The sequence below is a fragment of the Nocardia exalbida NBRC 100660 genome, from assembly GCF_000308575.1.
Taxonomy (GTDB): Bacteria; Actinomycetota; Actinomycetes; order Mycobacteriales; family Mycobacteriaceae; genus Nocardia; species Nocardia exalbida.
On sequence record NZ_BAFZ01000062.1, the window covers coordinates 72,725 to 86,822 of the forward strand.

Genomic DNA, 14,098 nt, shown 5'->3' on the forward strand with positions numbered 1-14,098 from the left:
CGCGTAGACGGCTCGCCCGATACTCACCGTGCACCTGTGCTGTTGGACCATGGGTGCCGGTTGTGGATCGCGGATTGGGTAGGTGCTTGTGTGGATGCGCGGGCGAGGGGGTGGGGTTCGTTGGTGAGTGCGGCGAGTGCGCGGGCGACTTCTTCGTGGGTGGCGCGGATGTAGGTGGTGGTGGGTGTGGTGTCACTGGCGCTGTCGGTGTGGCCGGCATAGGCGCGGGCGACGGCGTAGCCGAAGTTGCGTTCCACCCATGTGAGGGTGGTGTGGCGCAGCCAGTGAGCACTGACGTTGTAGGCGGCGACCCAGGGGAGGTGTTCGCCGATACGGTTCCAGAGGTTGTCGTAGCGGCGGTCGGTGAGGCGTCGACCATTTTGGTAGCGCAAGACGGATGCGTCCTCCGGCTTGCCGGACCGAGCGGTCTGGTGCGGTGGGCGTTGACGGGTGTGGTCTTGCAGGTGGTGCATGAGGGTGGGTGAGATCGGTTGCCAACGGGCGGTTTCGCCCTTTTCGCGGAGGTAGATCTGGCTGTAGTGCGGGTCGAGGTCGCGGATTCGGAGGGCGAGGGCTCCGCCGCGGCGGCAGGCGGTTTCGATGTGCAGGCGCAGGATGAGCGCGTCGAGCTCGCGGTCATTGCCGGTGGTGGTCGCGGTGTGGAAGATTTCGGAGAGTTGCTGGTCGTTGAGGGCGTAGCGGGTGTTGGGTAGGCGTCGGGGTTTGGGGACGCGGAGGGCAGGGTTGTCGGTGAGGTAGCCGTCGTTGTGGGCGTGGCGGTAGACCCGCCGGATCGCGGCGAGCATGTGCTCTTGAGCGCTTCGTCCGCCGCGGGAGTTGCGTCGCACCACTGCGTGTTGTTTGGTGTGTTCGGTCAAGGCCTGGATCTCGAGGGCGGTGGGTTCGGTGATCAACCGATCGCCCCATGCCTGGACAAGCCGCCGCCAGTACGGCCCATAGTTCCGCCGCGAACCCGCAGACGCGGCTGCCTCGACCAATGCCACGTAGGCAGCGAAGGTCGGCACCGTCTGGGCCGTCGGCTTGCCGGCCAGTGTTGGCGTGGCACTGGTCAGCGCGTTGGAATGCGGTGAGCTCGTTGTGTTTGCGGTATCGAGGAGGTGTTCAGGGCGAACACCGAGCTGGTTGAGAAGCAGACGCGCAGCAGCCAGCGCAGACTCATCCATCACCTCGACACCTCCGTCGCTTCACCGCCGTGAGCCGCGAGGATGGCCGCGAGTAGGTGCGGGGGATAGATACAAACCGATGACCGAGTCACGGACCCGACCAGCAGCACATCGTCGCCGGGATTCAACAGGCACCCTCGGCGGATGTCGATCGGCAGGAATACCCAGCCGTCGCGGGCGGTCACCGATCGCGGCGTCGGACCTGCGGTGAAGACGACCGTCCCGGCGTTGACAGTAGCAGCCAGTGAGCGCAGATCAGACCAGCCAAGTTCGTCGAACATCCGTTTCATGCAGACGCGACCATGGGTGTTCATCCTGGATACGGCATAGTGCTGGCGCTCGCCACGGATCGGTGCCAATGCAGCCAAATCCGGCAGTGGGATCGGCGAGATCACCGGCCGCACCGCAACTGCGATCGCGCCTGGGGGCCGGGCGATGGGTGTCACGCAGCCTCCTCGGGGGCGGCGCCCACTGTGTGCATCTCGAGCTCCGATCTCGTCGTCGGGAACGGACGTGCATCTACTGCAAGGTTGCCAAGAAGTCGCCGCAGGAGGGCGGTGAGTCGAGAAGGCGCCCACACGAAGAACTCTCGTCGAGGTGCGTGTGGCCGCGGTCGAGGATTATAGGACGGTTACGCATGGGATGGAAGTGGATAGGACGATTACGCTCTGGATCAATACGCGTGGGACGTATGTGCTTGGGCGTACATGTCCAGGCCAGGCAAGCCCGCGCTCAATCCGACCGCTGCGGCGTTCGGGGCACGGCTGCGCGCCCGTCGCACCGAACTGGGCTGGAGCCAGGAGGCCGCCGCCCATGCCTGCGGCGTCCATTGGACATATCTCGGTCAGGTCGAACGCGGGCAACGCAGTCCACGGGTCGAGAACATCATGAAGTTTGCTGCGGGTCTGCAGACAACCCCGGGACGGCTGATGGACGAGCTGCCCATCCCCGCCGACGATCTGACATAGCAGTCCCAGACCGACCATGCTGACCACAGCGCCCTGCCGTCGGCTTTTCAGCGCGTTCGAGGACGGCAGTGAGAGGATGCTTGTCGCGGTGACGCGACCGCGTTGGCGATGAGCTATGCGGCGTGTTGCGGTCGAAGATGGTGAGTCCTTCCGGGACCCGACGTATGCGGCGCGAGCAGCAGTCTGGGCAGTGACGCGTGGTCTCCTCGGATCTTGGTGTGGCTATGCCCTTACGTGGGCCAGCCCTGGCGGTTCATGCGCTCGAAGTATGCGTCGTCGGCGGCTTGGATTTCTGCTTCAGTCATCGCTGGGCGTCGTTCAGTCGGCTCGGCCTCAGTCACGTTCCGTAACTGTTGTAGCTGGGCTTTGATCCGAGGATCAACCGGGTGGGCTACTCTTTTGGCTTTGGCTGCCGCGTCCGCTTGTGCCTTTTGGTGGCACTCCATCAGGGTATTGGTTAGCTGCGTACTGGACCATCGCATCGCGCCTGGCGCTATGTGCAGGCTAGTGATATCGCCTTTCACGTTGACTTCGATGGTTACGCCGTGCGCTTCGCAGCGGCCCCGCACGGCCTCGATGGCTCGAGCTGCGCGCTGGCCGTTGCGGCGGAGTTCGGCGAGTTCGTGCTGGAGTTGCTGCTCCCAATGCTGCAGATCGGCCATCAGTTCTCGGTGCCTTGTCGTGGAGTGTTGGTAGGGTCGACCAGTCGTTGACCGATTCGAACGTGATCAGCGTCGCGCCGGTCCACAACGAGGGTGAATTCTCCTGGTTCACGGCTGCCGTGGAACTCGAGACCGAGTATTCGCACGGTGGCTCCGCTGGCGGAGTCCTGGAGGACGTCTCCAGGGCCGACGGTTCCGGAGGTGAGTCGGCCGGTCACCAGGAGGCCGCCGCGGTGTGGCAGGTCCCAGAGGTGGGTGACTGTGAAATCGACGGGCGTCATCGCTGCGCTCCTCTGAATCGGGCGAGGGGGCCGGCTTCGCTGGCGTAGGCTTCGGCTTCGACATCGCGCAGGGTCTGGGAGTTGATCGTCAACCCTTCACGGATTTGTCGGGTATGGGTCACTTCGTGCGCGATGGTGGCGACCATGGTTTCCTCGTCCATGAATGAGGCTGGGCCGAAGATGATCTGGCGTCCGCCCAATTCATGCGGAGTCTGCGCGCACGCGTCCCAGTAATCGAAGTAGCGGGCGGTTTCGGCGTCTCTGGCGACGACGATCTCTACTCCGGTCAGGTCGATCCCAGCGCGCTCGGCGAGCGATCTGACTGCGTCCTCGGTCATCGGGACCAGGTTGTCGCCCTTTTCCAGGACTTCGATGTTGGTGCGTGCGGCGCTGCGGGAGAACAGTTGGGGCGCGGCTTCACCGCTGCGCCAGATCTTGGCCACTGCCTGGTCGAGCCACCGCCCGAGTCGGGAAAACATAGCCTTGAGCGTGGTGCCGATAGCACCGGTTACCCGCCGAGCGACCGCGGCGGCTTTGGTGGCCAGTTCGGTGATGATTCTGCCGATCCGCGCGGTGTACATGCTGATTCGCGCGACAACACCGACGTTGCCCAGTTCGGACAGTCCGGCGGTGAAGAACGCTCCGACCTGGATGGCCGCTTCGACAGCCGCGGTTTCGATGAGCATCTTGCGGAGCTCGTCGAGGATCTCGTGGTGAGCGTCATCGAGATGTTGCGCGTACTCACCGCACGCATCGCCGATCGACCGGAACGAGGCTGCCAACTGGCCGAGGTCGACGCCCATCTCGTTGCAGGTACGGACAGCGTTGGGGATCTCCGGTGATTGCTGATTTTCCAGCATGCCAACTGCGTAGGTGATCGGAGCGGCGGAGTCGGCGAGTGCGGCGGCCGCGTCGTACCAGACTGTCTTGGCGGCTCTGAGTTGGTCTTGGTGACCGTCGGGCCACACCAACCCTGCCACCGCTTTGACCAGCGACCACCCAAAAGGCTCCGGCCCGGCGGTCCCGGAGGATGATGGGACGAAGAGCGCGAGACAGGGCTCGAAACCCAATGTTGGTGTCGGTGGCGGAGTTACCGAGGAGGGATTGGCGGCAGCCTCGCCAGAGGCGTGGTTGTAGGCACCTGCGGTGAGAAGGTCGCCGGTGCGTGCACACGCCGACACCAGTTTGGCCGAGGTCTGCAGGGCCATCCCTGCGGCCTCGTCGTAGGCCTTGGCCCATTCGTGGCCTGCGTCGTCGGTACCGGCCATCCCGCCGTAGCCGGTCAGCGTTCGGACCAGCGCGGAGTGAACTTCGGTGCTGCCGTCTCGGATCGAAGCGAAAGACTCACCGGCCGAGTGGTACTCCTGATGGCGACACACAATTATGGGAAATGTGGGTGGGGCCATCAGGGCCACATTCCCAAGTTCGTTTGAGCGACTCCGGTATAGCTGGTGTGGGCGCGGCGGGCTACCTCACGTAGTTCATCGAGGTTTTCTCGCATCTCTGCCGCGCCGGCGACCCATCGGTCGTGGGCGGCTTGCTGAGCTTGGGCTGCCTGGCTCGACCAGGACAGGTGCAGATCGGCAATGTGCTGATCGACCTCCTGTAACCAGCCCTCGACCTCTCTGCCGAACTTCTCCATCATCGTGATCGCGTCGTCGAGCTGCTGGAGGTCGACCCGATAGCTGTAGTCGTCAGCCATGGCTACACCTGGTTTCTCAATTGGGTGATCGCATCACGGTTGGTGGTATCGCGCTGCTCATACCGGTTGGCGGCGTCGGCGAGATTCGTCGCCGAGGTCTCGAGTGCTGCGACGATATCGTCGGCGCCTCGCTTCCATTCGACCCATGACTCGTCATAGGCCGATGCCGCTCTACCACGCCAGCCGTCGGCAAGGAGTTCTTTGCCGATCGTATTGTCGAGTTGGGTAATCCGATCCCGGATGACCTGCGCCTTATCGGCGATGAACCGCGAGGCATCGCGCAGGCGATCGACCTCGACCTGGAGTTCATCGGACATGCCATCTCCCCTCGTACCGACATCTGCAGATCGCCTCTGGACTATAGGACGCACGACGCCCGCGGCTGGTTCCATCCCCACACAGCACTCAGAATCGGGTAGGCCCCCGAGCTGCTGAGCAGCGGCCGAGTGGTCGCTGGCTGTCAGTCGCCTGCCCTCCTGCAGGAGGGTCGCCCATGCAAGCACCCGAGGACTTCGGCGCGCTGGCCGCTCACCACGTCTACGTGAACTTGATGCGGATAACACCGTCCAGCCGTTTGCCTCCGGTGTCACGCTGCTGCCGCCCCCGCCAGAGACGAGTGACCTGAACGAAATCCGCCGCCTGGCTCGCGAGCGTTACGGCCAGCCGCTGGACGAGATAGAGGCCGGATTCGCCGAACTGCTTGATCAGGTCAGCGGCGACACGCGTTATTTTGGAATGCGTCCAGCATCGGCGTGGGCTCTCTTCTGGTACTGGTGCGCCATGTGGAACCCGGCGCGCAGGCTGCGCGCGGTGGCGAGCGCGTCGCCGAGGTCGGTCGGCAGCCGTAGGTAGTCCTGCACCTCGTCGATGTAGACCATGACCGGGGTGCGGGTGTCCTCCGCCGGCCCGTTCCCGGATCGCCTGCCACAACTCAGCGAGCACGATCGCGCCGAGTAACTGCGCCGCCTCCGGCTCGATGACGCCCTAACGGCACCAGCAACACTTTGTTCTCGCGCAGCACAAATTCCGACATGAGCTGGATCGGGAACGACTGTGGAAACGTGAGTAGAGGCGGACAGTTGTCCAACGCGTGGTGAGCGGTGTCACCAGGATGGGGCTACCGAACCCTCCGCCTCCGCTTATAGCGCCTCCCACCGCCATGGCCGCGTTACCTCACCGCGCAGGCACTCAATCCGATGCTTTGCCTGTTGTGCAGCTGCCTCGCTGGCTCCGGCTTGTCCGATGGCAAAACCCACCCACCGAAGCTCCTGGATGTCGGCGAAAAGGCGAAAGAACGACCATGTCGTGACGTCGTAGCCGCCATAGGCATTCACGAAAGAGAGGTAGTCAGCTTCGGGGACTCGCGCGAAATCCGTGTAGTCGACCGCGAGTTGAATGAGATCCCATTCCGGTCGGCCAAGCGACACCTTGTCGAGATCCAGCACCGTCGGAATACCTGACGGCGGCACGACCAGGTTGCCTTGCCAGGCATCACCATGAACCACCGCGAGCCGTAGGGGATCCGGCAGCTTGTCATATTGCTGGCGTAGCTCGTCGTAGCGCGTCAGCAGCCACGTTCGGTCACCGTCGTCCGCCGTGCCCGCAGTCGCCAACCGGGCAGGAAGATCACCGAACGGGTCGTATCTCGGCAGGTCGGAATCGGCCGGCGGTGGCAACGAATGGAGTGCTCGGAGCATGGCTCCGAGCTCGGCAGGCGTGGCTGGCCGATGGTCCGGGATGAGGCGCCACCAGGTGACGGGTCGGCCGTCGACAACTATCGGCTGAGGCAGCTCCGATACCGCCTCCACCGTTTGGATGCCGGAACTGTTGAGCCACTGCGACACTCGCAGCTCCCGTTCGGCATCCTTCAGGCTGCCGCGCCTTCCGATCCGCGCGACGATGTCACCAACCCGGTAAATGGCGTGGGATCCTTCGCGGATCACCTCCGGGTGATGCAGCTCAAGCCCGGCTTGTTGGGCGGCCCTCGCCAGTACTTCCTTAGATGCCGTCGTGGCGGTCATAGTGCTGCTTTCGCCGCAGATCGGCGGGTGATGACCTCGCGTAGTTCGACGACGTCGCTCATTCGCCGATGAGGTGACGAAGCAGCGGCCAATCGCTGCAGTTCGTTGTGGATGCGATGGGAATCAAGCTGGCCTGCCTGTGTGGCAGCACGGATTCCAAGGGCCACTGCTTCCTTCGGATCGCCAAGCTGCATGGTCAAGGTAGCCAGTCGCGTGAGCGAAAACGTTTGGGAACGAGGGTATTCCGCAGCCTGAAGCTCAACGGCTTGCCGAATCCTGGGTGCCGCCAATTCGATTCGGTGCCGAGTGTGTGCGATCGGGATCAGTGCCTTGCCGGTGCTGCCGAGGTGCTCCGCCTCGTCGTAGAAGCACAGCCAGGGAGCGTCGGTGGCGGGGCTGCGCTGGGCGAAGTATTCGTCGGCGCGTGCCACCTCGAAGAGTGCTTCGTCGGGTCGTTTCATGGCGGCCAAGTATTGGGCGCGTAGGGCACTGAGCATGGCGCGGGTTGTGGCGGACAGCCGGTCAGACCGCACCTGCGCCAACTCGATAAGCGACAATCCGCCATCAGCGTTGCCGATATATGCCATCTTGCGCGCCATGTCGGCGAGCGCGCTGGCACGCAGCTCCCAGGATCCGGCGGTATCGGCGCACCACAGAGCGAGCCGGAACCTCCGCTCGGCCGCCGTGTGGTCACCGATGTCGAACGCGGCATATCCGGCGACGCTGCCGAAGTTGCCAATCGCTTCGAGTAGGGCCCGGCGGGTCCCTGGCGATGCCTTTCCGTCGAGTAGCCGGATGAAGCAACCAAGTTGTCTGCCCGCGACAAGGCTGATCGAGCCGCCACCACGCAGGTTCTCCGCCGACGCGATGGTGCGTGTTGCCGTTTGCACGTCGATGACCTCGGTCCTGCCGACACGGCCGATCGGCTTGTTGTCGGAGTACCGGCCGATGTAGTCGGCAGGACCGATACCGGGATCGAATGGGCTGAACAGGTTTATTGCTAGCGTGCTATCCGCCTGCGCCGCTTCGCGCCGCCGTCGATCCGGTATGAAGCCCAGTTCACTGTCGGTGGCCTGCAGGATGGCGCGGAACGCTTCCCGGTAGAGCCCGTTGGGCCAGCGGACAGCGCCACGCTCGTAGCGGGCGATGGTGCGGGCATCGAGTTCGCGCCGCTGACCGTGCTGGCGCCAGATGTAGGCGTTGACGGCCTCCGCCAGCTCGGCGCGGCCCATTACCTGACCAGGTGTCACCCGCGACGGTGTGGCTTCCCGTCGCTGCTGGAGTTGCACGTTCGGTTGCATGCGTCCCCTCGCCGATATCGGTCGGTTCAGTCTATCCAGCAGCACCGGCGCTGGGTCGGGGCAGACGATCTGCCCCGCAACTTGCCCTCTTCTAGAAGCGCCGCGTGCGTGAGTCTGGGACGACGGCTCCGATATGCAGGGCCGTCTGCACAACGATCAGTTGGGGGATCGAATGAGACACTGTGAATCGGTCCGAGGCGCGCTCGGTGCAGCACCGCTGTCGCGCATCGCCCGCCCGGACATTGAATCCGGATGGCGCACATCGCGCCGTGTCGCTGACCGCAGCACAACACTGCGAGCCGGTGTAGTGGGCCTCGGGCGCCAAGCAATCAACGATCACCTACCAGCACTTGTGGCCTCGCACCACGTCGAGCTGGCCGCCGTCTGTGATGAGGACGCGAGTGTCGTGCGCGAGCAGGAAACACTGCATCAGGTGCCTGGCTTCGCCGATTACCGCGAAATGTTCGAAGCCGAGGCCCTTGACCTTGTAGTGGTCTGCGTGCCGCATGATGTCGGCCGGGCGGTGATCGAGTCTGCCGCGGAGCACAAGGTCCACGTCCTCAAGGAGAAGCCGTTCGCCACCGACTTGATTGAGGCGATCGAACTGGCGGAGTTGTGCGAACGATCCGGCATCAAGCTGATGGTCACGCTGCAACGGCGATTCAATCCGATCTATACGAGCTTCCCGCAGCTCGCTGATCAGATCGGCACCCCGTTTCTGATCGACGCCCGCTACACGGTGCATGTCGATGACCCTTCTGAGGGTTGGCGCGGGCAGACCGCCAAGGCGGGCGGTGGCTGCGTGATCGACATGGGCTACCACCTCATCGACCTGCTCCTGTGGTACTTCGGATTGCCCGACAGCATGACAGGCGAGCTGTCGGTCGGCGCGCGACCGGACCGGCGTTACGACGCCGAAGACACTGCGCTTATTCACTTCTCGTACGACAGCGGCCTCTACGGCTCGTTGCTGCTCTCGCGGTTCATCGGGCCGAAGACCGAAGAGATCCGGCTCGTCGGGTCCGACGGCGTCGTGCATCTGGAACGTGGCCGCATCCGCCGACTCACCAACAGCGGCGAGGTCATCGAGTCGCTGCATCGTGAACAAGCCTGGCCCTCAGCCGCAGCCTGCCAGATCGACTACTTCCACCGCGTCATCGACGGCACCCGCCCCAACCTCAGCGGTCCCGCCGAGAACCTCGCTCACATGGCCTTCGTCGCCGCCTGCTACGAGGCCGCCCGCACCCACACCCACGTCAATCCCAAGGAGCTGTTGTGACCTCACCACTGGCGCTGCTCGGCGGCCCACCCGTCATAGCTGAGGCAGCGCCGCATTTTTCATGGCCGCCACTGACCGAGGCCACCAGCATCGCCATCCTCGATCAGCTCGATGAGGGCATCTCGATCTACGACCGCTCCGGTGTCATCGCCCGACTCGAAGACGCACTTCAGCACTACTTCGGTGCCCGCTACGCCATCCTCACCAGCTCAGGCACCGCTGCGCTGTATTCGATGTACGCTGCCTGCGGAATCGGGCCAGGTGACGAGGTGATTGTGCCCGCCTACACCTTCTTCGCCACCGCCACACCACTGCTGCACCTGGGCGCGACCCCTGTCCTAGCCGATTGCGACACCAGCGGCAACCTCGATCCGGCCGACGTGCCGCGACGCCTCACCGGACGCACCAAAGCCATTGTGGTAACGCATATGTGGGGGATGCCAGCTCAGGTTCGACGCCTGAAAGCCGTGGCGGATGCTCATGGCGTGCTGCTGCTCGAAGACGCTTCCCATGCTCACGGGGCAAGCATCGGTGAGCAGAAGCTCGGCACGTTCGGGCGGGCTGCCGCTTTCAGCATGAACGGGCCGAAACCGCTGTCGGCAGGGGAGGGCGGATTCGTTCTCACCGATGACGAGGAGGTGTACCACCGCGTCTTGCTGCACGGCCAGTACAACAAGCGTTGCCGAAACGAAATCCCAGCGCGTTCCATCCTTAGTCGCTACGCCGTGACGGGAATGGGGCTCAAGCATCGCATTCACCCGCTGGCCGCAGCCTGTGCGCTGGAACAGCTTTCACGTCTGGATGACTACCTCACAGGGCGTCAGCGCATCGCCGGGTACATCCACGATGAACTTCAACGAGAGCCGGGTCTGACTGTCTCTTGGCACGAAGCGCAGACGCGACCAGCCTGGTACGGATTCACGATTCGCTACGACAGTGAATTCTTCGATGACGTGCCGGTCGAGCGCTTCCACGCCGCCTTGCAGGCCGAGGGCTGCAGCGAGTTCGACCGGCCAGGATCAACCTGCCCCCTCAATCACCTGCCGCTCTTCCAAGAGCCAGGGCCACTGTTCCCGGCCTTCACTGGCAAGCTGGCCTACGCCCCCGGTGACTACCCGCGGGCCGAAGCGCTGCACCACGCAACTCTCAAGCTCCCCGTTTGGCATCGAGACGAGGACCTGCCGCTCGTCGACCGCTACATCGAAGCGCTCTACAAAGTGATCACCCACCACGCGGACCTGAAAGGATAGGGCTCGATGATCGAGACAACACTGCTGGAGAAGTTGACTCTGGAAGCCGACCGGGACGAGGTACAACAACTCGTCGTCGGTGCCGTCGTCCAGCACGGCGGCAAAGTCCTTCTGCTGCAACGCCCCGCCGAAGATTTCATGGGTGGAATCTGGGAACTTCCGAGCGGCAAGGCCGATCCGGGTGAAGCCATCGACCAAGCCCTGATCCGGGAAGTCAAGGAAGAGACCGGCCTCGACGTCACCGCCATCACGAACTACCTCGGCGAGTTCGACTACCAGTCCGGCAGCGGTAAGAAAAGCCGACAGTTCAACTTCGCCGTCGAGGTCGGTCATGCCGAGCCTGTGAAACTGACCGAACACGACGCATACACCTGGACCAGTCTGGCCGAGGAACCGCCTGTCACGGATGCCGTAAGGCAGGTTCTGGCGCGGTACCGGGAGAGCTGACGGGCACAATCGATTCGGCCCCGCACCGACGGATAGAACTGAAAGCCTCCGCAATGTCAATAGCCCGCTCCCGAAACGGAGCGGGCTATGTTGATGGTGCAGTTCTGGGTCGCGGCCGAGGCGTGGTGGGCGTAACGTCCTGGTGCCTGTCGGCGACGGGGAGGGGGCAAAGGCACTGCTGCACCACACAGGTAAGTCGGTGCGTAATCGAAGGTGCGGGAATCCGAGGTGACGGAGGCAGAGTGACGAGTGACGGTGGCGCAGTCGCCGCGTTTGGATTCCGATTCCAATATCTCGTCACGGTCGAAGAGTTCCTTCGCACCGTGACCGAGTACTCGGGTGATTTGGGTGCCGTCGTTCTGATCGTAGAGCCGACACGACACGACATCGGGGTCGGCAACGACGATGACGTCATCGACTTTGCGATCGAGCGAGACGGACGAGTCGAACGCCATGTGCAGGTCAAATCGTCGGTGGTGCCGTCCGAGTCGAACACGCTCGGATATGCCGAGGTTGACAAGATCTTCACCAGAATGGGCAGTGAGGGGGAGGAGGCAGCCGTCCTGACGAACAGGCCGCTAGCGCCGAAACTCGTCGGTGCCTGCGGCACAGCGTCGAGGTCGGCGGACGGCAGACTGGTCTATCCTGTCACGGCTGCGGAACTCACACAGGGCGAGCCGTCGCCGCGCAGGATGGTCATGCGGGATGATCGCGGCACCGTGGCAATCAAGGAATCGATTCTGGCGTTGATCCGTGGGATCCGACGCGACCGTGCGCTCGGTCAAGGCGAGAGTACTGCGGGGTTGCTTGCCGCGCTGCTGATGGATGCCGTGTTCGATTCGGCCGCGGACCTGGCCGCACGCCGGATCAGCACCGCTGACATCATTGATCTGGTGTGTACCCCGGATGCACGAATTGCGCATGCGCTGCGTCGCTTCGACTGGGGTGTGCCATTGCTTGAGGTTCCACGCCTTGTGTCCCCGGTGGCGCGGACAGCGGAACTGATGGAGCTGACCGCCTTGTTCACCGACAGCGTCGCGTCGCGGTATCCGCGCGCTGCGGTGCTGACTGGTGTGACGGGGTTCGGTAAGAGCACGATAGCCGCCGATTTCTGTCACCTGAATCGGCATTTCTACGAGCACGTCTGCTGGATCGACTGCCGCACACAGGGATTGATGGAAGCCAAGGCGAAGACCATCCTCGTCGCCGTGGGAGTCGACGTGGAAGCGATCGAAGATCTCGCGGCAGCCTTTCGATCCGAGATGGCCCGCCTCGGTGGTCCGTTCGTCCTGGTCTTCGACGGTGTCGGCACACGGCAGGAAATAGAGCCGTATCTCCCGTCGAGCGGATGCGGGTTCGTCATCGTCACGTCCACCAACAGCACTGGATGGTGGAGCGCAGCAACGCAGCTGCAGATCGACGTATTTACGCAAGAGGAAGCGGTCGCGTGCTTCGAGGCATTCGCTCAGCTCGAGTCAGGTGCCCACAGGCCCGCGATCATCGAGATCGTCGAGCGGCTAGGCCGGGTGCCCCTGGCGATCGCGATGGCCGCGTCGTACTTCCGCAATGCGGACGAGGACGTCTCCCAGCTGTCGGGACAATACTTCGCACGGCTCGACGCGCTGTCCGAAGCGACGGCAGTGCCCGAGGGTTATGACAAGACCGCGTTCGCGGCCATCCGATTCGCTGTCGCGCAGTTGGGGGTCGGCTCGAGCCCCGAGCGCAGGAATGAGACACGGGCGCTGATCTACCATGCCGCTTTCATGGCACCTGAGCTCATCCCGGTGAACCTACTGCTGCAAACCGTGTCCGAGACGACGACGATCAACCTGCTGGATCCCCCCACACCGGAGATCGCTGATCAAGCACGCCGCAACGGGGTGCTCACTAATCTCCGGACTCAATCGATCGCCCAGCGACGCCACTACGTGGACTCCTCCACGGTCGCCAATCCGGCCAGCGACACCATTAATATCCACCCACTCGTTCACGAGATCCTCCGGGAGATCCACCGGCGAAGCGCGCCGAACGAGTACGTGGTGGATCTGCTTGGGCTCCTGATGACTTGCACGATGGGATGGATCGGGGCACTCCGTTCCAAAGGTCAGTTCTTCGCCTTGGAACAGCTTATGGTGCACGCACGGTGGATTTTGGAGCTTGTTTCGACAGTTCCGCTGCCCAGCACTGCCGCCCCCGGGAGGGTCTATGTATTTCGATGCGCGAGGTTGTTTCTCCGATACGAGATCGCAACCACGCACGGATCCCGCGGTCACTACGACAAGAGTGTGAGCGAGATCGAGTTCGCGCTCGACGAGGTCAGCGATCTGAGCTTGAGCCGTGGTGCTCAGCACCTTGCCGCTACGGCGGCGTGCGCGGCACTCACTGACACCGTGCTGGGCAGCCTGAGCCAACAGCGCTGCGCGATGTGGGCCGATCGGGCGCTGGCGGAGTTGATCAAGTTCGATGCGGTGGGCGGACCGGAACGCGGTGATCTGGTGGTCCGGCTGGCGATCCAAGCCGCGCAGTCCATCGGCCGGTCACATATCGAGTGCAAGCAGGACCTCATTGACAAGTTCGGCGAAATAGCTTGCCGTCAGCGTGTTTCGGCGGTTCCCGAGGCAACGCAGATTGCGAGACTTCAAGAGCTTGTCGTCCGGGGCGAGTTTGCAGCGGTTCTCGAACTCGTGCAGCAGATGCGGGGTTCGGAGCCATCTGCCGACGAGCAGGTCATGTACGACCACTTCGACGCCATTGCGTACCTTCATCTCGGCCGATTCTCGGACGCCGAACAGGCAATCGACCGAATCCTGCAACTTGCGGGAGGATGGTCGTACCTCCATACGTCACTGAAACTGGCGAGCAATGCGATCAACAGAGCATTGCTGCAAACATGGCCGGAATGGCAAGCTCAATCAGCTCGACTTCAAATCCAGCACGTTGCGTTGCAGCAACTCCTGGATCGCCTGTCCGCCGAGAATGCGTCCTAGTGCCGCGTCCAGGAAG

14 protein-coding genes and 1 pseudogene are annotated in these 14,098 nt (G+C 63.4%); 5 read left to right on the plus strand and 10 right to left on the minus strand.

Annotated features, from left to right (window positions below; all coding sequences use genetic code 11):
• Positions 1-23: 23 nt before the first annotated feature.
• On the minus strand, positions 24-1,184 hold the full coding sequence (locus ON29_RS15450; RefSeq protein WP_083863540.1) for a tyrosine-type recombinase/integrase: 1,161 nt from the start codon (positions 1,182-1,184) through the stop codon (positions 24-26).
• Positions 1,184-1,630, minus strand: coding sequence for a hypothetical protein (locus tag ON29_RS15455; protein ID WP_157172800.1), 447 nt, complete (start codon positions 1,628-1,630; stop codon positions 1,184-1,186). Before ON29_RS15455 ends, ON29_RS15450 begins: the two co-directional genes overlap by 1 nt.
• A 261-nt stretch (positions 1,631-1,891) precedes the next feature.
• Between ON29_RS15455 and ON29_RS15460 the strand changes: the two genes are divergently transcribed.
• The gene (locus tag ON29_RS15460; RefSeq protein WP_040866972.1) at positions 1,892-2,152 is read left to right on the plus strand and encodes a helix-turn-helix domain-containing protein; all 261 of its coding nucleotides are present in this window, start codon (positions 1,892-1,894) and stop codon (positions 2,150-2,152) included.
• A 230-nt stretch (positions 2,153-2,382) separates the two neighbouring features.
• Here ON29_RS15460 and ON29_RS34745 read toward each other — a convergent pair whose 3' ends face one another.
• The 8 genes and pseudogenes from ON29_RS34745 to ON29_RS15495 form a co-directional block, all read right to left on the minus strand.
• Complete coding sequence (locus ON29_RS34745) at positions 2,383-2,814, minus strand: YbaB/EbfC family nucleoid-associated protein (protein ID WP_083863543.1); 432 nt, start codon at positions 2,812-2,814, stop codon at positions 2,383-2,385.
• Positions 2,814-3,095: a hypothetical protein gene (locus tag ON29_RS34750; protein ID WP_083863544.1), complete on the minus strand. Its 282-nt coding sequence runs from the start codon at positions 3,093-3,095 to the stop codon at positions 2,814-2,816. Before ON29_RS34750 ends, ON29_RS34745 begins: the two co-directional genes overlap by 1 nt.
• Positions 3,092-4,501, minus strand: coding sequence for a WXG100-like domain-containing protein (locus ON29_RS15475; RefSeq protein ID WP_040867011.1), 1,410 nt, complete (start codon positions 4,499-4,501; stop codon positions 3,092-3,094). Before ON29_RS15475 ends, ON29_RS34750 begins: the two co-directional genes overlap by 4 nt.
• On the minus strand, positions 4,501-4,797 hold the full coding sequence (locus tag ON29_RS15480; RefSeq protein ID WP_040866975.1) for a WXG100 family type VII secretion target: 297 nt from the start codon (positions 4,795-4,797) through the stop codon (positions 4,501-4,503). Before ON29_RS15480 ends, ON29_RS15475 begins: the two co-directional genes overlap by 1 nt.
• Positions 4,798-4,799: 2 nt before the next feature.
• Positions 4,800-5,114: a WXG100 family type VII secretion target gene (locus tag ON29_RS15485; protein WP_040866976.1), complete on the minus strand. Its 315-nt coding sequence runs from the start codon at positions 5,112-5,114 to the stop codon at positions 4,800-4,802.
• 395 nt (positions 5,115-5,509) lie between these two features.
• A pseudogene (locus ON29_RS37770) lies at positions 5,510-5,818 on the minus strand (type IV secretory system conjugative DNA transfer family protein); the annotation flags it as partial.
• Between the two features lie 118 nt (positions 5,819-5,936).
• The gene (locus ON29_RS15490) at positions 5,937-6,818 is read right to left on the minus strand and encodes a phosphotransferase enzyme family protein (protein ID WP_040866977.1); all 882 of its coding nucleotides are present in this window, start codon (positions 6,816-6,818) and stop codon (positions 5,937-5,939) included.
• Positions 6,815-8,119: an NsdA family TPR-like regulatory protein gene (locus tag ON29_RS15495; protein ID WP_040866978.1), complete on the minus strand. Its 1,305-nt coding sequence runs from the start codon at positions 8,117-8,119 to the stop codon at positions 6,815-6,817. Before ON29_RS15495 ends, ON29_RS15490 begins: the two co-directional genes overlap by 4 nt.
• A 133-nt stretch (positions 8,120-8,252) precedes the next feature.
• On the opposite strand from ON29_RS15495, the gene ON29_RS15500 reads away from it, so the two are divergent.
• From ON29_RS15500 to ON29_RS15515, 4 genes are all read left to right on the plus strand, one after another.
• Positions 8,253-9,398, plus strand: a complete 1,146-nt coding sequence (locus tag ON29_RS15500; RefSeq protein WP_245548970.1) for a Gfo/Idh/MocA family protein — start codon at positions 8,253-8,255, stop codon at positions 9,396-9,398.
• On the plus strand, positions 9,395-10,648 hold the full coding sequence (locus ON29_RS15505) for a DegT/DnrJ/EryC1/StrS family aminotransferase (protein ID WP_040866979.1): 1,254 nt from the start codon (positions 9,395-9,397) through the stop codon (positions 10,646-10,648). The genes ON29_RS15500 and ON29_RS15505 overlap by 4 nt, the downstream gene beginning before the upstream one ends.
• A 6-nt stretch (positions 10,649-10,654) precedes the next feature.
• Entirely contained in the window at positions 10,655-11,095 is a 441-nt protein-coding gene (locus ON29_RS15510) for an NUDIX hydrolase (RefSeq protein ID WP_040866980.1), read from the plus strand.
• Between the two features lie 242 nt (positions 11,096-11,337).
• Positions 11,338-14,082, plus strand: a complete 2,745-nt coding sequence (locus ON29_RS15515; RefSeq protein WP_040866981.1) for a tetratricopeptide repeat-containing protein — start codon at positions 11,338-11,340, stop codon at positions 14,080-14,082.
• Positions 14,083-14,098 lie beyond the last annotated feature (16 nt).